This is a genomic window from Streptomyces sp. BE20 (genome assembly GCF_036322525.1).
Classification (GTDB): domain Bacteria; phylum Actinomycetota; class Actinomycetes; order Streptomycetales; family Streptomycetaceae; genus Kitasatospora.
In genome coordinates this window covers 1-25,929 of the sequence record NZ_JAQYWW010000970.1, presented here as the reverse complement: position 1 = coordinate 25,929, position 25,929 = coordinate 1, and the positions used below count along the sequence as shown (strand labels likewise).

The 25,929-nt window shown below is 74.8% G+C and carries 17 protein-coding genes; 11 read left to right on the top strand and 6 right to left on the bottom strand.

Features of this window, described 5'->3' with window-relative positions:
* The first annotated feature begins 294 nt into the window (after window positions 1-294).
* A complete protein-coding gene (locus PUR61_RS24935) occupies window positions 295-2,433 on the top strand; it encodes a phosphocholine-specific phospholipase C (RefSeq protein ID WP_329881615.1) in 2,139 nt (712 codons plus the stop codon).
* A 109-nt stretch (window positions 2,434-2,542) separates the two neighbouring features.
* Here the strand turns inward: PUR61_RS24935 and PUR61_RS24930 are convergent, their stop codons facing one another.
* Entirely contained in the window at window positions 2,543-4,162 is a 1,620-nt protein-coding gene (locus PUR61_RS24930) for an ABC-F family ATP-binding cassette domain-containing protein (RefSeq protein ID WP_329881614.1), read from the bottom strand.
* 342 nt (window positions 4,163-4,504) lie between these two features.
* Here PUR61_RS24930 and PUR61_RS24925 point away from each other — a divergent pair, with 342 nt between their 5' ends.
* Window positions 4,505-4,726 carry a DUF5988 family protein gene (locus PUR61_RS24925; RefSeq protein WP_329881613.1) on the top strand — a complete coding sequence of 74 codons (222 nt, stop codon included), beginning with the start codon at window positions 4,505-4,507 and terminating at the stop codon, window positions 4,724-4,726.
* A 94-nt stretch (window positions 4,727-4,820) separates the two neighbouring features.
* On the opposite strand, the gene PUR61_RS24920 is transcribed toward PUR61_RS24925, so the two are convergent.
* Window positions 4,821-5,240: a winged helix-turn-helix transcriptional regulator gene (locus PUR61_RS24920; RefSeq protein ID WP_329881612.1), complete on the bottom strand. Its 420-nt coding sequence runs from the start codon at window positions 5,238-5,240 to the stop codon at window positions 4,821-4,823.
* Window positions 5,241-5,362: 122 nt separating this feature from the next.
* On the opposite strand from PUR61_RS24920, the gene PUR61_RS24915 reads away from it, so the two are divergent.
* The 7 genes from PUR61_RS24915 to PUR61_RS24885 all read left to right on the top strand — a co-directional run bounded on the left by PUR61_RS24915 (window position 5,363) and on the right by PUR61_RS24885 (window position 14,836).
* Window positions 5,363-6,871 (top strand): MFS transporter, encoded by a 1,509-nt coding sequence (locus PUR61_RS24915; RefSeq protein ID WP_329881611.1) that lies wholly within the window; start codon window positions 5,363-5,365, stop codon window positions 6,869-6,871.
* Between the two features lie 350 nt (window positions 6,872-7,221).
* Window positions 7,222-8,865, top strand: coding sequence for an ABC transporter substrate-binding protein (locus tag PUR61_RS24910; RefSeq protein ID WP_329881610.1), 1,644 nt, complete (start codon window positions 7,222-7,224; stop codon window positions 8,863-8,865).
* Window position 8,866: 1 nt separating this feature from the next.
* Complete coding sequence (locus PUR61_RS24905; protein WP_329881609.1) at window positions 8,867-9,829, top strand: ABC transporter permease; 963 nt, start codon at window positions 8,867-8,869, stop codon at window positions 9,827-9,829.
* The gene (locus tag PUR61_RS24900) at window positions 9,826-10,683 is read left to right on the top strand and encodes an ABC transporter permease (RefSeq protein WP_329881608.1); all 858 of its coding nucleotides are present in this window, start codon (window positions 9,826-9,828) and stop codon (window positions 10,681-10,683) included. Before PUR61_RS24905 ends, PUR61_RS24900 begins: the two co-directional genes overlap by 4 nt.
* A 95-nt stretch (window positions 10,684-10,778) precedes the next feature.
* The gene (locus PUR61_RS24895; protein ID WP_329881607.1) at window positions 10,779-12,557 is read left to right on the top strand and encodes an ABC transporter ATP-binding protein; all 1,779 of its coding nucleotides are present in this window, start codon (window positions 10,779-10,781) and stop codon (window positions 12,555-12,557) included.
* Window positions 12,554-13,777: an acyl-CoA dehydrogenase family protein gene (locus tag PUR61_RS24890; RefSeq protein WP_329881606.1), complete on the top strand. Its 1,224-nt coding sequence runs from the start codon at window positions 12,554-12,556 to the stop codon at window positions 13,775-13,777. The genes PUR61_RS24895 and PUR61_RS24890 overlap by 4 nt, the downstream gene beginning before the upstream one ends.
* Before the next feature lie 24 nt (window positions 13,778-13,801).
* Entirely contained in the window at window positions 13,802-14,836 is a 1,035-nt protein-coding gene (locus PUR61_RS24885; RefSeq protein WP_329881605.1) for an LLM class flavin-dependent oxidoreductase, read from the top strand.
* On the opposite strand, the gene PUR61_RS24880 is transcribed toward PUR61_RS24885, so the two are convergent.
* Window positions 14,826-17,777: a BTAD domain-containing putative transcriptional regulator gene (locus PUR61_RS24880; RefSeq protein ID WP_329881663.1), complete on the bottom strand. Its 2,952-nt coding sequence runs from the start codon at window positions 17,775-17,777 to the stop codon at window positions 14,826-14,828. The genes PUR61_RS24885 and PUR61_RS24880 overlap by 11 nt on opposite strands.
* A gap of 515 nt (window positions 17,778-18,292) precedes the next feature.
* On the opposite strand from PUR61_RS24880, the gene PUR61_RS24875 reads away from it, so the two are divergent.
* Together PUR61_RS24875 and PUR61_RS24870 are read left to right on the top strand one after the other, a co-directional pair.
* Window positions 18,293-21,109 carry a helix-turn-helix transcriptional regulator gene (locus PUR61_RS24875; protein WP_329881603.1) on the top strand — a complete coding sequence of 939 codons (2,817 nt, stop codon included), beginning with the start codon at window positions 18,293-18,295 and terminating at the stop codon, window positions 21,107-21,109.
* Entirely contained in the window at window positions 21,106-22,326 is a 1,221-nt protein-coding gene (locus PUR61_RS24870; protein ID WP_329881602.1) for a 3-deoxy-7-phosphoheptulonate synthase, read from the top strand. The genes PUR61_RS24875 and PUR61_RS24870 overlap by 4 nt, the downstream gene beginning before the upstream one ends.
* 313 nt (window positions 22,327-22,639) lie before the next feature.
* Here PUR61_RS24870 and mhpA read toward each other — a convergent pair whose 3' ends face one another.
* The 3 genes from mhpA to PUR61_RS24855 form a co-directional block, all read right to left on the bottom strand.
* Window positions 22,640-24,310 carry a bifunctional 3-(3-hydroxy-phenyl)propionate/3-hydroxycinnamic acid hydroxylase MhpA gene (gene mhpA / locus PUR61_RS24865; protein WP_329881601.1) on the bottom strand — a complete coding sequence of 557 codons (1,671 nt, stop codon included), beginning with the start codon at window positions 24,308-24,310 and terminating at the stop codon, window positions 22,640-22,642.
* Window positions 24,307-25,104 carry an arylamine N-acetyltransferase family protein gene (locus PUR61_RS24860; protein WP_329881600.1) on the bottom strand — a complete coding sequence of 266 codons (798 nt, stop codon included), beginning with the start codon at window positions 25,102-25,104 and terminating at the stop codon, window positions 24,307-24,309. Before PUR61_RS24860 ends, mhpA begins: the two co-directional genes overlap by 4 nt.
* The coding region (locus PUR61_RS24855; protein ID WP_329881599.1) for an acyltransferase domain-containing protein at window positions 25,101-25,929 on the bottom strand (829 nt) is incomplete at its 5' end. The genes PUR61_RS24860 and PUR61_RS24855, both read right to left, overlap by 4 nt.

Below are 25,929 nucleotides of genomic sequence, written 5' to 3'. Positions count from 1 at the left end.
CGGCCCGGGGAGCCCCGTCCCTCTCCGGGCCGGCCCGGGTACCGCCGCGCAGCCGGCCGACTTGTCCAGCCAACCCGTGTCGATGTTCTCCCCCTGTTCACGTCCGGACCGCCCGTCGAGGGCCGACAGGACACCGGTCGGGCCGAATCTGGGCTGGCCGCCGCTCCCCTCACCACCGTGACTCCGGCCACCACCCCCGGAGACGCGCAGGCCACCACCCCCGTGCCGACCGGCTCGGCGGACCGCTCTTCCGAGGAGGTGCCGGCGGACACCCCCATCGATAGGAGTAGGTCCGTGGAGCGACGTATCGGACGTCGGAAGTTCCTGGTCGGCGCGACGGCGGCGGCGGCCGCCACCGGTGCGGGCTGGCCGGTGCTCGGGAGGGCCGGTGCGGCCCAGGCGGTGCCTGCGGCGGCGGTGCAGGGGGCCGTGGATCCGCGTCTGGCCCCGGTGAAGCACGTGGTGATCCTGATGCAGGAGAACCGCAGCTTCGACCACTACTTCGGCCTGCTCAAGGGCGTGCGCGGCTTCGGCGACCACAGCGTCGTCGACCTGCCCGGCTCCACCTCCGCGCCCTCCGGCCGGACGGTCTTCCAGCAGCCGAAGGGCAGCGGATCGATCCTCCCCTGGCCGCTGAGCGGCGGCTCCAACACCTGGGAGCGCTCCGAGTGCAAGGTCGACGGCGGCGGGCACGCCTGGAGCGACCAGCACAACGCGTGGAACGGCGGCCGGATGAACAACTGGTACGCGGCCAAGAGCAGCACCGGCATGACCATGGGCTACCACTCCCGCGCGGACATCCCGTTCAACTACGCGCTCGCCGACGCCTACACGATCTGCGACGCCTACCACTGCTCGTCGATGACCGGGACCGGTCCGAACCGCAACTACCTGTGGTCGGGGTCCATCGGCGCCGGTCTGCCGGGCGCGAACCGGGTCAGCCACAACGGCGGCGACTTCCGCCGCAGCGGGCAGAACTGGCAGACCTACGCGCAGGCCCTGCAGCTGGCGGGCATCGACTGGAAGGTGTACCAGGTCTACGACAAGGCCGGTGACCGCAACTACGGTGACAACGCCCTGGAGTACTTCGCCCCCTTCATGACCTCCGACCCCGCCAAGGACGGCACGGGGGACAAGGTCCTGTGGCAGCGCGGCGTGGCCGGGGTCCCCTACAGCGGCGGCGACGTGGCCGACGCCCTGGTCGCCGCGCTCCGCGCCGACGTGGCCGCCGGGACCCTGCCGAAGGTCTCGTGGATCGTCACGGACTACGCCAACTCCGAGCACCCCAGCGCCAGCCCCAGCGTGGGCGCGACCATGACCAAGCGGGTGCTGGAGGCCCTCGACACGAACCAGGACATCTTCAACTCCACCGTCTTCCTGCTCACCTACGACGAGAACGACGGCTTCTTCGACCACGTCCCGCCCGCCGTCCCCGCCAACACCGGGGACACCACCGAGCACGTCAACGGCCTGCCGATCGGGCTCGGCTTCCGGGTGCCGATGACCATCGTGTCGCCCTGGACCCGCGGGGGCCGCGTCAACTCGCAGGTCTTCGACCACACCTCCGTCCTGCGGTTCCTGGAGGCCTGGACCGGCGTGCAGTGCCCCAACATCAGTGCCTGGCGCCGCGCGGTCTGCGGTGACCTCACCTCGGCCTTCGACTTCGACAACCCGGTCTTCGGCCCGCTCCCCGCCCTGCCCGCCGTGGTCCCCGCCGGCCACTCCCTGATGACCGGCACGGCGTGCAGCACCACCAGCGCCCCCACGCCCCCCGCGAGCGGCACGCTGCCCGCCCAGGAGCCGGGCAACAAGGCCGCCTGCGCGCTGCCCTACCAGACCAACGCCTACCTGGACCGCTACGAGGGCACCGACGCGGGCGGCACCCAGAAGATCTGGGTCGCCATCGAGAACCTCGGTGCCCAGGCCACCGGCGCCGCCCACTTCGCCGCCTACGCCAACGCCTACCGCGGCGGCGGCCCCTGGCAGTACACCGTGGGGCCGAACGCCGCCACCGCCGACTTCTTCAACATCGGGGGCGGCTACGGCAGCGGCAAGTACGACCTGACCGTCGTCGGCCCCAACCGGTTCCTGCGCCGCTTCAAGGGCAACACCGGGGCGGGCAGGGGCCGGTACGCCAGGGTGAAGAGCTGGTTCGCCCCCCACAACGACCCCGTCGCCCTGTGGTTCCAGCTCCGCAACGACAGCCCGGCCGACACCGCCGTCTTCACCATCACCTCGAACCACTACCGCACCGGCACCTGGACCTACACCGTCGGCCCCGGCCAGGCCGTGGACGACTACTTCAACCAGGTCAGCAACGGGCAGGGCTGGTACGACTTCACCGTCACCGTCAACAACGACCCCGCCTGGTCCCAGCGCTTCGTCGGCCACATCGAGACCGGCCGGCCGAGTACGACCGGCTCCGTCGCCTGACACCCCCGCACCGCGGACGACGACTCCGGGCCGGCGGGTGGGGTGACGGCTCCGTCCGCCGGCCCGGGCCGTCCGTACGGCCGGGGCCGGCGGCCCGCCGACGGCGCGCTCACCGGGCCCGCTCGACCCTCCGCTCGTCCCACACCGGCTCGGGCGTCTCCCGCACCACGCCGTCCGAACCGAACACCAGGAACCGGTCGAAGGACCGGGCGAACCACCGGTCGTGCGTGACCGCCAGGACGGTGCCCTCGTAGGACTCCAACCCCTCCTGGAGGGCCTCCGCCGACTCCAGGTCCAGGTTGTCGGTCGGCTCGTCGAGGAGGAGGGCCGTGGTGCCCGCGAGTTCCAGCAACAGGATCTGGAACCGGGCCTGCTGACCGCCCGACAGCTTCTCGAAACGCTGCTCCGCCTGCCGTTCCAGCTCGTACCGCCGGAGCACCGACATCGCGCCGCCGCGGTCCTTCGCGTGCTCGGCCCACAGGATGTCGAGCAGGCTGCGCCCCAGCAGCTCGGGGTGGGCGTGGGTCTGGGCGAAGTGGCCGGGCAGCACCCGGGCGCCCAGCTTCCAGTCACCGGTGTGGGCCACGTCCTCGCCGGCCAGCAGCCGGAGGAAGTGGGACTTGCCGGAGCCGTTCGAACCGAGCACCGCGACGCGCTCGCCGTAGAAGACCTCCAGCGAGAACGGCCGCATCAGGCCGGTCAGTTCGACGTGCCGGCAGGTCACCGCCCGTACACCGGTACGCCCGCCCTGCAGGCGCATCCGGATGTCCTGCCGGCGGGGCGGCTCCGGCGGCGGGCCGATCTCCTCGAACTTCCGCAGCCTGGTCCTGGCCGCCTGGTAGCGGGAGGCCATGTCGTCACTGCGCGCGGCGTACTGCTGCATGTCGTGCACGAGCTTCTTCAGCTGGGCGTGCTTGTCGTCCCAGCGCCGGCGCAGCTCCTCGAACCGCTCGAACCGGGCCTGCCGGGCCTCGTGGAACGTCCCGAAGCCGCCTCCGTGGATCCACACCGTGGATCCGGCCGGACTCGGGTCCACCGCGACGATCTTCTCCGCGGCGCGGGCCAGCAGCTCGCGGTCGTGGGAGATGAAGAGGACCGTCTTCGAGGTCTCCTTCAGCTGCTTCTCCAGCCAGCGCTTGCCGGGGACGTCCAGGTAGTTGTCCGGCTCGTCCAGCAGCAGGACCTGGTCCGGACCGCGGAGCAGCGCCTCCAGCACCAGCCGTTTCTGCTCCCCGCCCGAGAGCGTCCGCACGTCCCGGAACTGGGCCCGGTCGTAGGGCATGCCGAGGGCCGCGGTCGTGCACATGTCCCAGAGGGTCTCGGCCTCGTAGCCCCGGGCCTCCGCCCAGTCGCTGAGCGCCTGCGCGTACTTCATCTGCGCGGCCTCGTCGTCCACCGTCATGATCAGGTGCTCGGCCTCGTCGACCGCCGCCGCCGTCTTCCTGATCCGCGGCGGCGCCACCGACACCAGGAGGTCGCGGACGGTGCGTTCGTCCCGCACCGAGCCGACGAACTGCGACATGACACCGACGCCGCCGCTGGAGGTGACCGTCCCGCTGTGCGGCTGCAGTTCCCCCGAGAGCAGTCTGAGCAACGTCGTCTTGCCGGCCCCGTTGGCGCCGACCAGGGCCACCACGGCCCCGTCGCCCACGTGGAACGACACGTCACCGAGCAGGATCCGCCCGTCTGGCAGGTAGTACTCCAGATGCGAGGCTTCCAGGTGTCCCATGGTCCACGATCCTTCCTAACCGCGCGGGGGCGGCGCAAGTCGATTGCGGGGCCCCCGACCGCCCCGGAGGTGCGGATTCGAACAGCCCGCGCACGTCGGACGTGACCGAACGTAGGGGGATCTGAGGGGTTAGAAGCGGACTACCGGACTGCTAACTTCCTGTAAGAAGCCTGCACCCGTCGCCCCCTTCACCGGCAGCAACACCCGGCAACTGCACCGGCCCGTCCCCCGCCGACCGGCCCCGCCCGCGGGTGTGCGGCGGCCCACCCGTTCCCCGCCCTGCGCCGGCCCCGCCGTCCCGGCCCTGCAGAGCCACCGAGACCTTCAGAACAGGAGTACGCCGTGGCGCTCGACACCGCACCGAACGCGATTCTGGAAGGCGGCCCCGCGGAGGCCTTCCCGGAGCACGAACGGCTCCGCTTCCTGGACGCGGAGCAGCACGTCCTCAAACTGCCGCGCGGGAACCGCTACGAGCACTTCCGCCGCTCGCACCGGACGGTCCGTCACCGGACGTCCGAGCTGTGGGTGTTCGAATGGACGGGTTCCACCTTCGTGGCGGAGTAGCCCGCGGCGCGAGGCCGCCTCGGTCCCGGTGGGGACGGGGGCGGCCTCGTGCTGCGCCCGGGCGCCGCGGCGGGCGCGGCGGGGCGGGGCCTGTTCAGAGGTCGACGGGGGCACCCGCCGCGTCCTGCTCGCGGTCGTACGCCGCGCGGGACGAGGCGATGGCGTCACGGTGGCGCTCCGCCCAGGCGGTGAGACCCGTCAGCGAGGTGTAGAGCTCGTCGGCCATCGCGGTGGCCCGGTACTCCACCTTGGGCGGCACGGTCGCGTAGACGGTCCGCACCAGCAGGCCGTCCCGTTCGAGGTTACGGAGCGTCAGGGTGAGCATGCGGCGGCTGATACCGGGGACGGCCCGTTCGAGTTCGGTGAAGCGGACCGGGCCGTGGCTGAGGTTGAGCAGGATCCCGATCGCCCACTTGCCGCTGATCCGGTTCAGCGCCTCCAGGACGGTGCACACCTCACGCTCGGCGCCCGGGGCTCCGACCGCCTCGATCACATCGGTGTTCCCTTGGAACATGAAAGTGCCTCCTTACGAGTGGACTTGATGGTCACACATGATGGGCGCTGTAACAAGAAGTGCCCTCAGGGAGCGCGGGCGCCACCGGGCGCCCCTCCCTGCCATTCCCCCGAAGGAATCCGATGACCACGCATGCCCCGCCGTCCCTCCAGCCATCCAGGTCACGCTGGTTGGCGCTGGGGGTCCTCTGCACCGGCAACCTGATGATCATCCTCGACGGCTCCATCGTGACCGTCGCCCTGCCGACCATCCAGAACGACCTGGGATTCACCCAGTCGGGCCTGGCCTGGGTCGTGAACGCGTACCTCATCGCCTTCGCCGGGCTGCTGCTGCTCTCCGGCCGACTGGGCGACCTGCTGGGCGGCAAGCGCGTCTTCGCCTGGGGCCTGGGCCTGTTCACGGCCGCCTCGCTGGCCTGCGGCCTGGCCTCCACCTCGACGGCGCTGGTGGTGTTCCGGTTCGTCCAGGGCGTCGGCGGCGCGCTCGCCTCGGCGGTCGTCCTCGGCATGATCATCACCCTGTTCCCCGACGCCGGTGAGCGCGGCAAGGCACTGGCGGCCTACGCGTTCGTCTCGGCCGCGGGCGCCTCCCTGGGCCTGATCCTCGGCGGCGTGCTGACCCAGAGCTTCAGCTGGCCGTGGGTGTTCTACGTCAACGTGCCGATCGGCCTGGCGGCGCTCGTCCTGACCCAGCGGGTGGTCCCCGGGGCGAAGGGGCTCGGACTGCGCGAGGGCGCCGACCTGATCGGCTCCGTGCTCGCCACCGGCGGCCTGATGCTGCTGGTCTACACGATCATCAAGGCCGAGGAGTACACCTGGGGCGACATCCGCACCCTCGGTCTGCTGGCCGGCTCGCTGGCGCTGCTCGCCGGGTTCGTCGTCCGCCAGGCCTACGCGGACAAGCCGCTGCTGCCGCTGCACATCTTCCGCTCGCGGTCGGTCTCCGGCGCCAACACCATCATGGTGCTGATGGTCGCCGGTCTGTTCGGCTACCAGTTCTGCACCGCGCTCTACTTCCAGAACGTGCTGGGCTACGACGCGCTCAAGACCGGCCTCGCCTTCCTCCCCGCCCCGGTCACCATCGCCGTCGTCTCACTCGGCTTCGCGGTGAAGCTGAACCAGCGGTTCGGCCCGCGCCAGGTGCTGGTCGGCGGCCTCCTCCTGGTGGCGGCGGCGCTCGCGCTGCTGGCCCGGGTGCCGAGCGACGGCACCTTCCTCATCGACATCGTCCCGCCGTTCGTCCTGCTCGGCCTCGGCTTCGGTGCGGCCATGCCCGCGCTGATCGGCCAGGCCATGTCGGTCAACTCGCCGAACGACGCCGGTATCGCCTCCGGTCTGGTGAACACCACCCAGCAGGTCGGCGCCTCGATCGGCACCGCCGTGCTCGCCACGGTGGCCGCCTCCCGGACGGCGACGCTCCTCGGGGAGCAGCGCAGCCCGGCCGAGGCGCTCACCGGCGGGTTCCACCTCTCCTACGGTCTCAGCGCCGTGTTCGTGGGCATCGCCGTCCTGGTGGCCGCCTTCGTCCTGCGCAGCCCCGCGTCCGAGCCCGCCCCCGCCGCGGCGGAGGGTGTCGAGGACGCTCCCGGACCGGACCTCAAGTCTGCGGATTCCCCCGTGCCGCAGATCTGACGGTCCCGGTGCGGCCGTTCCGGCCCCCGGAACGGCCGCACCGCCCCCGGCGGGTGGGACGCCGGGGGCACCACACCCGAACCGCCCGCACCACCCGAACCACGCGCTCCCACGCACCGCCACGCACACCCGCGCACCTCCGAACACACCGAGCGCGTCCCCCGGAACGGACGGCCCCCTCCCCGGAGTCAGGGCCCTCATAGGGGGACGGCCAGGGGGATCGGACCCGGACGGAGCCACCAGACTCGTCGCATCGTCCGCGGCCGGGGCCATCGCCTCCTCCCGCGGAGCGGGCAGGCCTGACGCCGCCCACCGTTCCCCCCGCCTCGCGCAGGATCGAGAAAGAACCCATGTACAGCAGACGTCGATTCCTCCGTCTCCCCGTTGCCGCCACCGTCGCCGGGCTCATCGGCCCGGCCGTCCTCGTGGGCTGCTCCGACTCCTCCGCCCCGCCCTCCGCGAAGAGCGGCGGCGGCACCCTGCGCTACGGCGCCGCCGTCGAGCCCGACAGCTGGGACCCGCACGCCGCGTCCACCGCCGTCACCGGCCGGCTGCTGCGGCCGGTGCTGGAGTCGCTGGTCTCGCTGGCGCCGGACGGGACGGTCAAGCCGTGGCTGGCCGAGTCGTGGACGGTGTCGCCCGACGGACTGACCTACACCTTCACGCTGCGCACCGGCGTGACGTTCAGCGACGGCACGCCGTTCGACGCGGCGGCGGTGAAGGCGAACTTCGACCACATCACGGCGCCCAAGACGGCCTCCAAGCGGGCGGCGGGCCTGCTCGGCCCCTACAAGGACACCGAGGTGGTCGACCCGCGCACCGTGGCCGTCCACCTGACGGCCCCGCACGCCTCCCTCCTCAACGCGGTGGGGAGCACCTTCCTCGGCTTCCACTCCCCCGTCGCGCTGCGCGACCACGTGGGCGACCTCTCCTCCGGCGGCCCGTTCGTCGTCGGCACCGGTCCGTTCACCTTCGAGTCGGTGACGCCCGGCCAGCAGGCCGTCTTCAAGCGCCGGCCCGACTACGCGTGGGCCCCGCCCACCGCCGCCCACCAGGGGCAGGCGAAACTGGAGAGCATCGTCGTCCTGCTGCTGAAGGAGGACGCCTCGCGGGTCGGCGCGCTGACCTCCGGCCAGGTCGACGCCGCCGAACTGATACCGGCGAACCGGCTCGCGGGCCTGCGCGGCCAGAACGGCGTCCAGGTGGTCCGCAAGGCGGTGCCCGGCGTGCCCTACACGTACTACCTCAACACCGCCCGCGCACCCTTCGACGACCTCCGCGCCCGTCAGGCCGCCCGGCACGCCATCGACTTCGCCGGCATCGTCAAGGGCATCTTCCAGAGCGAGTACGAGCAGGCCTGGGGGCCGCTGGCGCCCTCGACCCCCGGCGCCGACGCCTCGCTCGCCAAGGCCTGGGAGTTCAGCAAGGAGAAGGCCGAGCGGCTGCTCGACGAGATCGGCTACACCGGGCGGGACTCGGACGGCTACCGCACCAAGGACGGCAAGCGGTTCACCGTCGAGCAGCCGTACGTGCAGACCTTCGTGTCCGCCCAGAACCACACCTTCGACGTGGGCATCCAGGACGCGCTGAAGCAGGTCGGCATCGAGCTGAAGCTGGTGCCGCTCGACTCCGCCGGCTCCATCGGGCGCACCGGCAAGGGCGACTACGACGTCTTCGCCTTCGCCTGGCAGGGCTCCGACCCGAGCCTGCTGCAGAGCCTGTACCACTCCAAGTCCCAGTTCGGCGGCGGCGGGGCCAACGGCGCCCGGGTGCGCGACAGCCAGATCGACGGCTGGCTGGACCAGGCCCAGGCGACCGTCGACGCGGGGCAGCGGCTGGAGCTGTACCGCAAGGTGCAGCGGCGGATCGTCGAGCAGGCGTACTCGTTCCCGGCGTACATCGCCACCATGGACGTCGCCCAGCACGGCAAGGTGAGCGGTCTGGTCCTGGACGTCGACGCCAACACGGACTTCTACGGCATCGGGGTGGCCTGAGGTGTCCGACCGTGCCCGGTCCGTGCCGCCCTGGGCGAGGTTCGTCGCCCGGCGGCTGGCCGCGGGCGTCGTGGTGGTGTGGGGGACGCTCACGGTGACGTTCTTCGCCATCCACCTCGCCCCCGGCGACATCGTGGACGGACTGATCGGGCCGGGCGCGGCGGCCACGCCGGGCCTGCGCGACCAGATCATCGCCGAGAACGGACTGAACGACCCGCTGCTCGTCCAGTACGGCCGCCAGCTCGCCCAGTTGGCGAGCGGCGGCCTCGGCTGGTCGTACCAGCTCAACGAGCCGATCGAGCGGATGCTGGGCAGCCAGGTCGGGCCGACCGTCGAGCTGGCCCTGTCCGCCCTCGTCACCGCGCTGGTGCTGGCGGTGCTCGCGGCCACCCTGACGGCCGGCCGGGGCCGGGCGGTGCGCGGCGCGGCCGGCGTGGCCGAGCTGCTGACGGTCTCGATGCCGTCGTTCTGGCTCGGCATCATCCTGCTGACGGTGCTGTCGTACCGGTTCCAGGTGCTGCCCTCGATCGGGGCGGACGGGCCGGCCGCGCTGGTGCTGCCGACGCTGGCGCTGGCGCTGCCGCTGGCCGGGGTGCTGTCCCAGGTCATCCGGCAGGAGCTGGAGACCGCCGACGGCCGCCCGTTCGTCCTCACCGCGCGCTCGCGGGGCCTCGGTGCCACGGCGGTGCTGCTGCGGCACACCCTGCGGCACGCGCTGCTGCCGCTGACCACACTCGCCGGCTTCGTGCTGGGCAGCCTGTTCGGGGGCGCGGTCCTGGTGGAGAACATCTTCACCCGGCCGGGCCTCGGCCGGGTGCTGGCCAACGCGGTCGGCACGCGCGACCTGCCGGTGGTGACGGCGCTGGTGGTCATCTCCAGCGCGGCGTTCGTCGTCATCAACACCGTGGTGGACCTCCTCCACCCGTTGATCGACCCCCGCCTGCGCGAGGGGGGTCCCGCGTGAGCACCGCCACCGCACTGCTCGACCCCCCGGCCTCGGCGGCCGCCCGCCGGGGCGGGCTGCTGCGGTCGCCGGTGGGGGTGGCGCTGCCGCTCCTGCTGGTCGTGGTGGCGGTCGTGCTGGCCTTCCCCGGCCTGTTCGCCACCCACGCCCCCGAGGCGACGGACGTCGCGGCGGCCCTGCAACCGCCCGGTTCCGCGCACTGGTTCGGCACCGACCAGCTCGGCCGGGACGTCTGGTCCCGGCTGGTCCACGGCACCCGGCTGTCGGTGCTGATCGCCGTCGGCGCGACGGTGATCGGGGTGGGCGGCGGCGCGCTGCTCGGCCTGGTCGCCGGGTGCGGCGGGCGGCGCGTCGACTTCGTCCTGATGCGGGTCGTGGACGTGCTGCTGGGCTTCCCGGAGCTGCTGCTCGCTCTGCTCGTGGTGGCGCTGCTGGGCGGCGGAACCGTCAACGTGGCCATCGCGATCGGCATCGCCGGAGTGCCCAACTACGCCCGGCTGGTCCGCGGCCAGGCGCGGCTGGTGCTGCGCTCGGAGTTCGTGGAGGCGGCGCGGGTGCTCGGGGTGCCGGCCTGGCGGTCGGTGCTGCGGCACGTGCTGCCGAACGTCGGCGGACCGCTGGTCGTCCTGGCCTCCATCGGTCTGGGGTCGGCCATCATCTCGGGTTCCGGGCTGAGCGTGCTCGGTCTCGGTCCCGTCCCGCCGGAGGCCGACTGGGGATCGATGGTCGCCGACGGCAAGGACTTCCTTCAGACCGCCTGGTGGATCTCGATCGCGCCGGGCCTGGCCATCTCGGTCGTGGTGGTCTGCACCACGCTGATCGGCCGCGGTCTCCAGCTCAGGGCGGTGCGATGAGTACGGCGAGGACGACAGGTCCCACGGGGACGACGGATACGACGGACAGGGCGGGCAGGACGGAGCGGGCGGGGACGACGGGCGGGTTCGCCACCGTGGCCTCCCCGGCCGGGGAGGCCACGGCCGCCGGGCGGACGCCGCGCGACCTCGTCCGGGTGGAGGGCCTGCGGGTGTCCTTCCCCGGCGCGCCGCGGCCCGCCGTGGACGGGGTGTCGCTGGCGATCGGCCCCGGGGAGTGCGTGGCGCTGGTCGGCGAGTCCGGCTCGGGCAAGTCCGTCACCTCGCGCTCCCTGATCGGGCTGGCGGGCACCCGGGCGCGGGTCGGCGCCCGGACCCTGGAGGTCGGCGGGGCCGACACCACCGGCTTCGGCGAGCGGCAGTGGCGCGCGGTGCGCGGCCGGCAGGTCGCCATGGTCTTCCAGGACGCGCTCACCGCGCTGGACCCGCTGCGCACGGTCGGCGCCGAGATCGCCGAGGCGGCCCGGCTGCACGGCGGCGCCGGTGCGGACGGCGGCACGGCCCGGGTGGTGGAGCTGCTGACCGCGGTGGGCGTGCCGGAGCCGGAGGCCCGGCGCACCCAGTACCCGCACCAGCTCTCCGGCGGGCTGCGGCAGCGCGCGCTGATCGCCTCCGCCCTGGCCGCCGACGCCCCGCTGCTGATCGCCGACGAGCCGACCACGGCGCTGGACGCGATCGTCCAGGCCCAGGTGCTGCGGCTGCTCGGCCGGCTCAAGGACGAGGGCCGGGGCCTGCTCCTGGTCAGCCACGACCTCGCGGTGGTGGCGCAGTTGGCGGACCGCATCCTGGTGCTGCGGCACGGTGAGGTGGTGGAGAGCGGGGAGGCCCGGCAGGTGCTGTCCGCCCCGGAGCACCCGTACACGCGGATGCTGCTGGACGCGGTGCCCTCGGGCCGCCCGGCGACGCGTCCGCCCCGGCCGGCGGCGGGCGCCGGCGGGGACGAACCGGTGCTGTCCGGGCGGGGCCTGGTGAAGTCCTTCGGCCTCGGCGGCCCGAAGGCGCTGGACGAGGTCTCGTTCACCCTGCGGGCGGGCGAGGCGCTGGGCGTCGTCGGCGAGTCCGGCTCGGGCAAGACCACGCTGGCGCGGGTCGCGATGGGCCTCTCCCGACCGGACGCCGGGGAGGTCCTGCTGCACGGACGGCCCTGGTCGGCGCTGTCGGAGCGGCAGCGGCGGCCCGGCCGCTCGGCGCTCCAGTTCGTCCAGCAGGACCCGTACGCCTCCGCGGACCCGCGGTTCACCGTGGCGCGGATCATCGGCGAGGCGCTGCCGGGGCTGCGGCGCGCCGAGCGGACCCGGCGGTGCGAGGAGTTGCTCGCCCAGGTCAGACTCCCGGCGGAACTCCTCCCCCGGCGGCCGCACCAGCTGTCCGGCGGCCAGCGCCAGCGGGTGGCCATCGCCCGGGCCCTGGCGAGCCGCCCGGAGGTGCTGGTCTGCGACGAGCCGGTGTCCGCCCTGGACGTCTCGGTGCAGGCGGAGGTGCTGGAGCTGCTGGACCGGCTGCGGCGCGAGACCGGCATCGCGCTGCTGTTCATCACCCACGACCTGGCCGTGGTGCGGCAGGTCGCCGAACGGGTGATGATCATGCGCGGCGGGTCGGTCGTCGAGGAGGGCGAGACCGAGCGGATCTTCGAGGCCCCCGCCCATCCCTACACCCGGGCCCTGCTGGACGCCGTCCTGCGGCTGCCCCCGTCCACCGCGCCGGACGCGACGGACGGGACGGACGCGGCGGGCTCCGCGCCCGGCTCCGGACACGCGGGCACCCCGGACGACCAGGGCACCGGCCACCCCCCGGTGCTCCGCACCAGGCACGACACGAAGCTCGACACCGAGCCCGTCACGAAGTGGGAAAAATGACTGACACGACGACAGCAGGCGTCCTCGACGACGCCGCCGTCCACGCCGGCCCGGCGGTGGACGGGGCCGAGGTGTGGCTGCGGCGGGCCGAGGCGGTCGCCGTCCAGCTGGCGGCCGGCGCCGCCCGGCGCGACCGCGAGGGCACCGCCCCGCTGCGGGAGGTCCGGCTGCTGAAGGAGTCCGGGCTGGTGACCCTGCTCGGCCCGGTCGAGTACGGCGGCGGCGGCCAGGACTGGTCCACCGCGCACCGGGTGGCGCGGACCGTCGCGGCGGCCGACGCCTCCGTCGGCGAGCTGCTCGCGCACCACTACGTGTGGGTGTCGATCGCCGAGTTCATCGGCACCGACGAGAAGATCCAGCACATCGGCGAGGTGGCGGCCCGTGCCCGGTGGTTCTTCAGCGGCTCCGCGAAGCCCCGGTCGGCGCCCCTGGTGATCCAGGACGCCGGCGGCGACATGCTCTTCCACGGGCGGCTGGACCGCGCCCTGGGCCACCCGGTGTCGGACATCACCATCCTGGAGGGCTTCCTGGAGGACGGCGACACCCCGATCAGCGCGCTCGCGATGAGCGACCACCCGGGCCTGACCTTCGAGCCCGGGGCCGAGGAGTTCGGGCTGCGCGCGCTGGCGGCCGGCACCGTCGTCGCCGACCACGCCGACATCCCGTGGACCGGGGCGCTCGGCCACGTGGACAAGACCTTCGTGCCCCGCGTGTACAACACGTTCCTCACCCCCGCCTTCCAGCTCGCGCAGGCCAACGTGCTGATCGGCGCGACCCGGGGCGCGCTGGAGGCCGCCGCGGGGCACACCCGCGACCGGTGGTCGCGGGCGCCGCTGACCGAGGCCGCCGCGGCGGACGCGGCGCAGCACTACGGCGCACTCGCCTCCCTGCTCTGGGCGGTGGAGGCGTTCGCCGACGCCGTCGGCGCCGAGGCGGACGCCCTGCACGCCCGCCGCCGCACGGTGACCGAGGAGGAGCGCGGGTACCACGCCGTCCGGGTCGCCGCGCTGGCCGCGCAGGCCGGTGCCGCCGCCGACGCCGTCACCGCGGGCGTGTTCGGGGCGGCCGGCGCCGGGGGCGCCGAGGCGGAGGCCGGGCTGGACCGCTTCTGGCGGGACACCCGGGCCCGGCGGGTGCACGACGACGACCCGGGGCGCGGCCGGGTGGTGGGCCGCCACCTCCTGCACGGCGAAGTCCCCCGGCCCACCTGGTATGCGTAAGACCGCGAGAAGGAGCACCCCGGAATGACCAGCAGTTCCCGGACCCAGCTGTCCGTCCTCGACATCTCGTCCATCGACTCCGCCGGGCGCCCGGCCGACACCCTGGTCGACACCCGCCGACTGGTGGCGGCGGCCGACGAGCTGGGCTACGCCCGGTTCTGGGTGGCCGAGCACCACAACTCGCGCGGGATCGCCGGTTCCGTCCCGGCCGTCCTGCTGGCCGCCCTCGGGGAGCGGACCACCCGGATCCGGATCGGCGCGGGCGGGGTGATCCTGCCCAACCACGCGCCGTACGCCGTGGCCGAGTCCTTCCGGACGCTGGCCGCGCTCTTCCCCGGCCGGGTCGACCTGGGCATCGGCCGGTCGGGGGCGGATCCGGTGCTCGCCCACGCCCTGCGCCGGGCACCCGACGAGGACTTCCCGGCGGCGCTGGAGGAGTTGCTCGGCTTCGTCGGGGGCGGCTTCCCCGACGGGCACGTCTACCAGCGGCTGGAGGCCCTGCCGGAGCCGCCGCAGCCGCCCCGCGTCTGGCTGCTGGGCGCCAGTGTGCGCAGCGCGGTGGACGCGGGCCGGCGCGGGCTGCCGTACGCGTTCGCGCACCACTTCTTCAACTCGCGCGGCACCGAGGAGGCCCTGCGCGCGTACCGGGAGAGCTTCCGCCCGTCGTCCCGGGCGGAGCGCCCGCACGCCATCGTCACCGCCTACACCGTGTGCGGCGAGACCGCGGAGCAGGCCCGCCGGCTGACGTACCCGGCGCTCTTCCCGGTGCTGCGGCTGAACGGCGCCTCGCCGACCGCGCCGCTGCCCACCGTGGAGGAGGCGGCGGCCTACCCGTGGACGGACGCCGAGCGCGCCGCCGCCGACGCGCTGCTCAGCACGCAGGCGGTCGGCGACGCGGACGAGGTCCGCCGCGCCCTGGCGGACCTCCTGGAGCGCACCGGCGCGGACGAGCTGATGGTGACCAACAACGTCACCGACGTGGACGAGAAGATCCGCTCGCTGGAGCGGGTGCGGGAGCTCGCCGAGTCGCTGCCGGTCCCCGCCGGGGTCACCTCCTAGCGGCGGGCAGGGCGCGGTGCGCACGGGCCGGGCGGGCGGGGGACGCCGGCTCGCCGAGGCTGTCCAGGATGCGCCGGTGGTGGGTGGCGAGCCAGACCCGCTCGGGTTCTCCGGGCGGGCAGCGGTCGAGGGCGAGGCCGAGGCAGCTGACCGCGAGCGCGTCGTCGCCCGCGGCGGCGGCGCGCGCGGACGCCCCCACCAGCGCCTCCCAGGCCCGGCGCTCCATCGCCTCCACCGGGGCGCCGTCGGCCTCGGTGAGGGCGACGGCCCGGTCGTAGTGGAAGGCCAGCAGGGCGGGCCGGGGCACGTCCAGGAGGGCCGCCCAGGAGGCCGCCCGCAGGTGGCGCTCGACCAGGACGCGGCCCGGCAGCTGGGCCAGCGCGACGTCGCGGCTGACGGCGTACCGGAAGACGTACTCGACGTCGCCCGGCACGCTGCTGCGGCGCACCCGGCGCAGCAGTTCCCGCGACTCCAGGCTGTCCAGGCCGCGGCCCACCTCCTCGGTGTCCCGCAGGCTGACGGCGGCGACCGCGCCGCGCCACAGCGTCCCGCCGACGACGGCCGCGTCGCGCAGCACCGACCGGGCGGTCCGGTCGAGGTCGTCGAGCTGGGCGGCGGCGATGGCGAGGACGGCCGGGGGGTGGGCCACGGCCGGGTCGCCGCCGACGGCCTCGGCCCGGGCGTAGGCCTGCGCGAACAGCGGGTTGCCGTCGGCGAGCGCCGCGCGGCGGTCGTCGGCGGGCGAGGGACGGCGCCGTCCGGAGGCCGCGCCGATGATGGTGCCGGTGGCCGTGGTGGACAGCGGCGCCACGTGCATGAGGGCCGAACGGCGCTTGGCGCACCCCCAGGAGGGGGTGGTGTGGAGCAGCTCGGAGCGGGCGCCGGCGACCAGCAGCAGGGCCACCGGGCCGAGCCGGACGGTCAGGTCCTCGACGAAGGACCGGACGAATCCGGCGGCGCGGTGCAGGTCGTCCAGCACCACCACCAGCGGGCGTTCGGCGGCCGCCTCCTCGATCAGCTGGCGCAGCGCGCCGAGGACCTCCTCCCGGGGGACGGTCCCGCCGCCGGGCCCCTCGGGGGAGGAGGCCGGGGCGGGCAGGCCGAGGCAGGCGGCGAGAGCGGTGACGATCCGCCCGGCGACGGCGTGCGGGAAGAGGCCGCGCACGACGGCGGTCAGCGCGGGGACGACGACGGCCGCCGGGGCGCCCGGGCGGATGCCCGCGTAGGCGCGGACCACCCCGGCGAGCGGCTCGTACGAGGTGTGGGCGTCGAAGGCGGGCGTGCCGGCGTAGAGCACCCGGGGTGCGTCCTCCCCCGCCTCGGCGCGCAGCCCGGCGGCGAACTCCCCGATCAGCCGGGTCTTGCCGATGCCCGGCTCGCCGAGCACCGTGATCAGGTGGGGCAGTTGGCGGCGGACGGTGTCCTGGTAGGCGCCGCGCAGCAGGTTCAGCTCGTGGGTGCGTTCCAGGAAGGGCGGTTCGGCGGGGTGCCCGGGCGCCCCGGGGGCGGGGGGGCTCTCGGTCGCCAGGCGGTGGACGCCGGGGGTGCCGTCCACCGGGGTGAAGCCGAGGAGCGTGCCGCCGGCCTCGACGGTGGCGGCGCACGCCCACAGCTCCCCCCGGGGGACCTGGAGCAGCAGGTGGTGGCAGGCGTCCAGGACCTCGCCGGTCACCTCCACGGGCTCCGTCGCGCTGTCGTCGTAGGTGACCACCACCTCGCCGCTGCCGACCACGAGGTGGGTGACGAGCCGGGCACCGCCGGGGGCGGGACCGCTCCCGGCGGCGGGGCGGGGGCCGGATCCGGCCGGGCCGGATCCGGGAGCGGGCTCGGGGGACGCGAAGTGCCGCCGCAGGGCGAGGGCGGCGCGCAGGGCCCGCTCGGCGTCGTCCTCGTGGGCCCGGGGCACGCCGAAGACGACCAGCCACACCGACCCGAAGGCGCGGCGCACGAGGCCGCCGAACGGCGCGGTCTCCCGCCGGATGACGGCGGTCAGTTCCTTGGTGGCGTGGTCGATCCGCTCGGGGGCGACGGCGCCGCCGTCGGCCGTCCACCGGGCGCGGACCATGACCACACTGGCCCGGCGCCGCTCGACCCGCTCCCAGGAGGGGCGGTAGGCGTGCTCGGCGACGGGGGCGGCCTCCCCGTCGGCCGGTTCGGGCGTCGCGTGCGCCCCGGGGGTCTCCGGGGCGGCGGGCGGCGGCGGGACGGACGCCGCAGGCCGGGGACGGCGCTGCACCGGGGCCGGGGTCCGGTGCCCGTCCGGGTCCGGGGCCGGGTGCGGGACGGCCGCCAGGGCCCCGCCGGGGGACGGGGCCGCGCCGGCGGGGCCGCCGCCGCCCGGGCCGCCGGTGAGCCGCAGGGCGAGTGCCGGGTCGTGGCTGAGGATCGCGCGCTGGAGCCGCCGCAGGTCGCGGCCCGGCTCCAGGCCGAAGCGGTCGGCGAGGAGGTCCCGGGTGCGCCGGTAGCGGTCCAGCGCCTCGGGCTGCCGCCCGCAGTTGTAGAGGACGACCATGAGCTGGGCGACCAGCCGCTCCCTCGTCGGCTCGGCCTCCAGCAGCGTCTCCAGCTCTCCGATCAGCTCGCGGTCCCGCCCCATCGCCAACTCCGCCTGGATGCAGTCCTCGTGGACGGCGAGCCGGGTGCCCTGGAGGGCGGCCAGCTCGGGCCAGGTCAGCCCGGCGTCGGTCACGTCCGCGAGCACCGGTCCGCGCCACAGTCCCAGGGCCCGGCGCAGCAGTCCCGAGGCCTCCGCCCACTCGCCGGCCGCCAGCCGGGCCCGTCCCAATGTGACAAGCTCGTGAAATTCGGTGAGATCGAGCTGTTCCGGCTCGATTCTGAGGGTGTATCCGGGCACTATGGTATTCAGTGCCACATTCCCGCCCGCCGGATCCCCCACCGCCTGGAATGTACGGCGAAGACCGGCCACCGAGTTCTGCACCATTTTCCGGGCCGTGGACGGACGCTCGTCCCCCCAGAGCGCGGCGATTATCTCGTTGATTCCCACCACGCTATTCGCGCGGAGAAGGAGAACACCGAGCAGTGCCCGCTGCTGCAGACCGCGAACAGGCACCTCGACACCGTCGGAGAGCACTTCCAGCGGCCCCAGAACGTTGAATCGCACCCTGCCCCCTCGACTCGCGGTAAATCCGGAAAGCACCATTCCACAAATATGTTCCCGATGGTACATCAGGGCGCCCGGAGTTCTCCATTGACAGCACGTCAACTCCAATCCGGCATACCGGTCGACAACCCGCGTCGGTGACCAGCCCGGGCATTTCGCCGCCCCGCGCCGCAGAACGGCGGCAGTGCCCCGCTCATGGGCGGTCAGTTCCCCGCCGATGGGCGGGAAGTCCCCATGATGGGTCCGACCGGGAGGGGCGACCGCCGCCACCTCCCCGGGGAGCCGTCGGCGACCGACGGCCGAACGCCTACAAGAGATGAGGTCGGGGGTACCCGGTGCCTTCCCTGCTGGAACGTGACGCGCACATCGACCGACTCGACCACCTGCTCACCGAGTGTCTCGGCCGGGCGGGCCGGGCGGCCCTCGTCGACGGCCCCCTCGGCAGCGGCAAGACCGAGCTGCTGCGGGTGTTCGCCGCCCGGGCCGCCGACCGCGGGGTCCTCGTCGTCAGCGCCGACTGTTCCGCCCAGGAGCGGGACCTGCCCTTCGGCGTCGCCGACCGGATCGCCCGCTCCGCCGCCTGGCCGGCCGGGCACGCCGAACGGCTGGCGGCCCTCGCCGACCCGGCCGTCCTCGCCGACCCGAGCGACACCGCACACGGCCCCGACCCGGCCGGCCCGCCCCCACCGAAGCTGCTGCGCGCCTGCCGCGACCTCACCGCCGCGCTGCTCGCAGCCGCCGCGGACAACCCGGTGCTGATCTGCGTCGAGGACATCGGCCACGCCGACGAGGCGTCACTGCACTTCCTGCGCCACCTCGTCCGGCACCTGCCGCAGAGCCGCGTCCTGCTGGTGCTCACCGACGGCAGCACGCCGTGGCCCGCGCGCCGCCGGCTGCACGCCGAGCTCTTCCGCCACCCGCACGTCCACCGCCTCGCACTGGCCCCGCTCTCCCGGGCCGGCGCGCTGCGCCTGGTCACCGAAGGGCTCGGCGAGGAGTCCGCCCGGCACAGCGGCCCCGAGCTGGTCGACGTCGCCGGCGGCAACCCGCTGCTGCTGCACGCCCTCGTGGAGGAGCACCTCGACCGGGCCGACCCCGAACCGCGCTACGGCCCCGCCCTGCTGAGCTGCCTGCACCGCACCGAGCCCGGTGTGCTGCGGGTCGTCCAGGCCCAGGCCGTCCTGGGCGACGACGCCCCGGACGAGGACGTGGCGCGCCTCCTGGGCGAGCGGGAGAGCCCCGACGCCGTGGCGCGGATCCGCTCCGCGCTCGCCACCGCCGGGCTGCTCGACGGCGACGGGCGGCTGCGCACCGCGGCGGCGCGCACCACCGTCCTGGAGGACCTCGCCCCGCACGAGCGGACCGACCTCCGGCTGCGGGCCGCACAGCTGTGCTACGAGTCGGGCAGCCCCGCCGCCGAGGTGGCCCGGCACCTGGTCGAGGCCGGACGCGCCCCGATGCCGTGGGCGGTGGCCGCACTGACCGAGGCCGCCGAGCACGCCCTGCTGGACAACCGCTACCGCACGGCGGTGGCCTGCCTGCGCCTGGCCCACAAGGAGGCGGTCGAGGAACCCGACCGGGCCGTCCTGCGGCACCGCCTGGTGCAGGCCGAGTGGCAGCTCAACCCGTCCACGGCGGCCCGGCACCTGGCGCCGCTCACCGCGGCCGTCCGGGCCGGCCACCTCGGGCTCGCCGAGGCACTCGTCCTCGTCCGGCACCTGCTCTGGCACGGGCGCGGCGAGGAGGCCGTGGCCGTCCTGGACCTGCTGCGGTCCCGGACCGGCCCGGCGCAGCGGGCCACCCCGGCCGAGACGGGGGCGCTGCGCGACGTCGAGACCTGGCTCGCCTACACCCACCCGGGCCTCGCCCGGGGCCGCCGCGTCCCGGCCCTGCCCGCCGACCTCCGGCACACGGTGGCCCCGGACATCGACCCGCAGCTCCAGGCCGCCGCCGCGCTCGCCGGCGCACTGACCCGCGGCCGGGCGGCCGAGGCCGTCGACCACGCCCAGCAGGTGCTGCGCGACGCCCACCTGCACGGCCGGACGGCGTGGGCCGAGGAGGCCGCGCTGCTCGCCCTGCGGGTACTGCTCCAGGCCGGGCGCGCCGACACCGCGGCGGTCTGGAGCCAGCGGCTGCTGACCGCCGCCGCACGGCGCGAGGCGCCCACCGCGACGGCCCTGTACGCCGCCGCGCACGGCGAGTCGGCGCTCCGGCTCGGCGAGCTGGTGACGGCGGCCGAGAGCAGCCGGGCGGCGCTGACCCACCTCAGCCCGACCGCCTGGGGCATCGCGGTGGGCCTGCCGCTGGGCACGCTGGTGATGGCGGAGAGCCGGATGGGCGAGCACCGGTCGGCGGCCAAGCACCTGACCCACGCCGTCGGCGAGGCGATGTTCCAGACCCTGTACGGGCTGCACTACCTGTTCGCCCGCGGCGACCACTACCTGGCGACCCGGCACGGCCACGCCGCGCTCGCCGACTTCCTGTCCTGCGGCGAGCTCCTGCGCACCTGGGGCCTGGACGGCGCGGGCGTGGTGCCCTGGCGCACCCACGCGGCCGACGCGTGGCTGCGGCTGGACAACCGGGACCGCGCCTGGCGGCTCGTCCACGAGCAGCTCAGCCGGTCCGACGCCGACCTCCCGCACACCCGCGGTCCGGCGCTGCGGCTGCTCGCCGCGGCCGGGCCGCCCGGGCGGCGCGGCCCCCTGCTCACCGAGGCGGTCGACCTCACCGAGACCTCCGGCGACCGGTACGAGCAGGTCCGGGTGCTCACCGACCTCAGCCGCGTCCACCAGGCGACCAACAACAAGCGGCGGGCCCGGCTGCTGCTGCGCCAGGCCCTGCACGTGGCGAACATGTGCGCCATGAAGCCGCTCGCCCAGGAGCTGCTCTCGGTCTCGGCGGACCTCGGCGAGAGCGGCCCGGCCGCCGACGGCGCCGAGGACGCGGGCGGGGTCGGGGCGCTGACCGAGTCCGAGCGGCGCGTCGCCTCACTGGCCGTGCTCGGCTACACCAACCGCGAGATCGCCGGCCGCCTCTACATCACGGCCAGCACCGTGGAACAGCACCTCACCCGGGTCTACCGCAAGCTCGGGGTCCGCCGACGCAAGGATCTGCCCGCCGATCTGTGGGCCAACCTGAGGAAGACGGGATGACACCGATGACCACGACACCGACGGCGCACGAAGACGCCGCGCTCGCCCTGGCGCTGGCCGGTCGGGCCGCCGGCCAGCAGCCGCAGTGGCCGGACCCGGACCGGGTGCGGGAGGTGCGCACCGAGCTCGGCGCGCTGCCGCCCCTGGTGCAGCGTGCCGCCGTGGACCGGCTGCGGGAGCGGCTGGCCGAGGTCGCGCTCGGCCGGGCCCTGGTGGTCCAGGGCGGGGACTGCGCCGAGACCTTCGCCGGGAACACCCCCGAGCACGTACGGTCCAACCTGCACGTCCTGCTGCACTGCGCGACGCTGTTCGAGGTCGCGTCGGGGCTGCCCGTGGTGCCGCTCGGCCGCGTCGCCGGGCAGTACGCCAAGCCGCGTTCCAGCCCGGTGGGGCCGGACGGCCTGCCCGCCTACCGGGGCGACATCGTCAACGGCGAGGCGGCGACGGCCGGGGCCCGCACACCGGACCCGCAGCGGATGCTCACCGCGTACGCCGGGGCCGGGGCCGCACTCGACGTGCTGGAGGCGGTGTCCGCCGCGACCCGCACCGAGCTGTTCACCAGTCACGAGGCGCTGCTGCTCGACTACGAGGTGCCGCTGGTGCGCGACGGGTACGGCCTCTCCGGCCACTTCCTGTGGATCGGCGAGCGGACCCGCGACCTGGACGGCGCGCACGTCGCCCTGGCCCGGCGGATCGCCAACCCGCTGGGGCTCAAGCTGGGCCCGACCACGACGCCGGAGCAGGCCGTCGCCTACGCCGAGGCGCTGGACCCGGACCGCACTCCCGGCCGGCTGACGCTGATCAGCCGGATGGGCGCGGACCGGGTGACCGACGTCCTTCCGCCGCTGGTGGAGGCGGTGGAGGCCGCCGGGCACCCCGTGGTCTGGCTCTGCGACCCGATGCACGGCAACACCGAGGTGTCGGCGTCCGGGCTGAAGACCCGCCGCTTCGAGCGGATCGCCGCCGAGGTGACCGGCTACTTCGCGGTGCACCGGGCGTTGGGCAGCCACCCGGGCGGTCTGCACCTGGAGCTGACCGGGGACGACGTGACCGAGTGCCTCGGCGGTCGCGAGGACCTGCGCGAGGAGCAGCTCCCGGAGCGCTACCTGACCGGCTGCGACCCCCGTCTGAACGGCCGCCAGAGCATCGACCTGGCGCGGATCGTGGCCGAGATCCTGGTGGAGCGCCCCGCCCGGCGGACCCCCGTGGCGGTCTGACCGCGCACCGCCCGCCGGGTGGGCCGGGCCGCGCCCGCCCCACCCGGCACCCCGAGGCCGACGGCCCGTTCCTCGACGCGGACGAGGAACGGGCCGTCCGTGTGTCCGCGTGTCCGCCGCCCCGGGGCCGCGGCACGGCGGGGCCGGGGCGGCGGACACCTCGGCGGGGCCGGTGGCTGTGAGGGGCGGTGACTGTGAGGGCCGGTGACTGTGAGGGGCGGTGGCGGCGGGAACGACGGCGCCCGCCGGGCCGCCCGGGTGGGCGGGCTCGGCGGGCGGTCCCCGGCGGGCTCAGGAGTGGCGGGGCGGCGGGTCAGACGCCCAGGTCGGTGCGGAGCGCGGCGAACAACCCGGCCAGTGCCGTCCGGTCGGCCGCCGCGCCGTAGACGTAGAAGTCGGGCCGCACCAGCACCGCGACCGCGCCGGCCCCCGGCCCCGCTCCTACTCCCGCTCCCGCTCCCGCTCCCGCCAGGTACGGCAGGTAGACCCCGTCGACGTCGCCCACCGCGCCCGGCGGCGGCTCCTGCCCGCCGTCCTCGACGACCTGCACGGCGTGACCGCCGAGCTCCGCCAGCCAGGCGCCGTCCTCGGCGGAGAGGAGCGTCTCCGGCGGTTCGGTGGTGAGCAGCACGAAGCCGCGCCCCACCACGTCGTCGAAGCGGCCGGCCGGCCGCCCCGCCGCCGTGACGCGCCCCTGGACGACGAGGTCGCCGGCCGGGAAGCCGCCGTGCCGCAGGCCGGCGGTGAGCGGCTGGACCGGGGTGCGCGGGCGCGCGGCGCCGACCGCCGCGCCCTGCCGGGCGCGCTCCTGCGCGGCCAGCATCACGGTGTCGCGGTCGCGCGCCGCCGCCGGGTCGCTCTGGCAGATGACCCGCCCGAGGTCCATCGACATGGTGAGCGCGTGCCGCACGTGCTCGCGCCGCTCGGCGGCGTAGGTGTCGAGCAGCCCCTCGCCCGCCCGGCCGGTGAGCACCAGGTCGAGCTTCCAGGCCAGGTTGGCGGCGTCCCGGAAGCCCGAGCACATGCCCTGCCCGGCGAACGGCGGCATGAGGTGGGCGGCGTCCCCGGCGATCAGCACCCGGCCGCGCCGCCACTGGTCGGCGTACCGCGCCTGGAAGGTGTAGACGGCGTGCCGCAGCAGCGTGGAGTTGCCGGGGCCGATGTCGAACAGCGAGAGCAGCTTCCAGACGTTGGCCTCGCTGCCGAACTCCTCGGGCGACTCGTGGTCGAGCCGCATGAACTCCCAGCGCCGGTGGCCCGGACCGGCGGAGACGGCGGTACGCGGCCGGGCCGGGTCGCAGACCTGGAGGTTGTTGGGGACGAACTCCCGGCCGTCGTGCGGGACGACGTCGCAGGTGAGCCAGTCGTTGAAGAACGCGAAGTCGGTGGCGGTGAGCCCGGCCTCCTCGCGCACCACGCTGTTCGCCCCGTCGCAGCCGATCACCCACCGGGCGGTGAGCGTGCCGCCCTCGGGGCCGTCGACGGTGAGGGCGACCGCCTCGCCGCGGTCGGCGAGGGCCGTCACCCGGTGGCCGCGCAGCACGCGCAGCCCCGGTTGGCGCTCGCCGTGGGCGGCCAGCACGGCCTCCAGGCCCGGCTGGTAGACGGCGCTGGAGTCGGGCCAGCCGGAACGGCCGGCGTCCTCCACGTCCACCCGGAAGAGCGTGCGGCCGTCGGCGTTGTGCCACACGTAGTCCCGGGAGGACTCGACGTACTCGGCGAGCGCCTCCTCGACACCCGTGGCGGCGAGGATGCGGGCCGACTCGCCGTCGAAGGAGACCGCGCGCGGCATCGGGTAGGGCCGGGGGAACCGCTCCAGGACGGTGACCCGGTGGCCGCGGGCGGCCAGCAGCAGCGCGGCGGTCTGACCGACCGGCCCGTAGCCGACGATCGCGACGTCGGTGTCGGTCCCGGTGTCCCCGGTGCCGGTGTCGGGGCCCGGTGCGGTGTCCGGTACGGCGGAGGCGGCGGGTGCGGTCGTCATGCGGCGGCCGTGCCCTTCCGCAGGATGTCCGCGAGCACCCGGGCGTGCTCCTCGGGGTCGGCGAGGCCGCGCACCCGCTCGGTGCCGTCCTCGACGACCACCAGCCGGGTGCCGATCAGGATCCGCTGGCCACCCTCGAAGGCCCGGCCGCGGACCACGATCCCGGAGCCGGCCAGGGCCCGGGCGAAGCGGTCCAGCTCCGGCGAGGGGACGAGCCACTCCGCGAACGCGCGCGGCTCCGGGTGGAAGCGGTAGACGGCGCGCCAGTCACCGGTCCGGCCGCGGCGCTGGACGACGTGGTGGCCGGTGTCCGCGCGCACGATGCGGAAGTCGGTGCCGCCCTGCGACTGCACCTCGTCGAGCACCACCCGCAGCGGTTCCAGGTAGGACGGCCCGACGAAGCCGACGTCGACCAGCCAGAACTCGCCGTCCAGCCGCACGAAGCCGAGGACGTGCTCCAGATCCGGCCCGAAGGTGTCGTCGACCTGGCGGATCCCGGCCGAGAAGAGCCCGGTCTCGTAGCCCAGTTCGCGGAGCAGGGCGAGGAACAGTCCGTTGAGCTCGTAGCAGACGCCGCCCCGGCCGCCGAGGACGAGGGCGTCGAACACGGCGTCGACGTCGATGTCCACGCCCGCCCAGAGGGCCTCGCCGCGCGCGGTGTTGAGCGAGGAGTCGTAGGGGATGGCGATCAGGTGGCGCCGGTGCAGCTCACGCAGGGTGGCGGCGTCGGGTACGAGCGGCCCGTCGTAGTCGAGGGCCTTGAGGTAGGCGGCGACGTCGATCACGGCGGTCACTTCCCTTCGGTGTGCTGCTCGTCGAGCAGGACACGGAGGTGGCTGGCGAGCCTGCCCGGGGTGGGCTGGTCGAAGACGAGCAGGGCCGGCAGTTCGAGCCCGGTGACGTTCTGGAGGCGGTTGCGGAGTTCGACGGCGGTCAGCGAGACGAAGCCGATGTCGAAGAAGACGTCGTCGGTGCCGACGGAGTCGGCGCCCTCGTGCCCGAGGACGGCCGCGACCTCCGTGCGGACCACGTCGAGCAGGACGGCTTCCCGCTCCTCCGGGCCGCCGTCCGCCAGGCGGCGGGCCAGGGCGGCGCCGGGAGCCTCCTCGGCCTCGGCGGCGGTGCCGGTCTCGGCGGTGTCGATGTCCATCGGGGATTCTCCTGCGTGGGTCGTCACGGGCACCGACTCCAGCCAGTAGTGCCGGTGCTGGAAGGCGTAGGTCGGGAGTTCGGAGGGAGCGAGGGGTCCGGCCCCGGCGTAGGAGGCCGACCAGTCGACCTCCACCCCGCGGACGTGGAGTTCGGCGGCGGAGAGCAGGACGCGGTCCCACCCGCCCTCGTCGCGCCGCAGCGTGCCGGTGACGGCCGCCTCGCGCACGGAGGCCGCCTCCAGCGCCTCGACGATGCTGTGGGCGAGCACCGGGTGGGCGCTGACCTCGACGAACGCGCGGTACTCCGCGGCGGCGAGGGTCTCGACGGCCTCGGCGAAGCGCACGGTCTGCCGCAGGTTGCGGTACCAGTACCCGCCGTCCAGCTCAGGACCCTCCAACCACCGGCCCTCCACCGTCGACAGGAACGGGATCGCGGCGGGCCGGGGCCTCACCGCGGCCAGGAGCTCG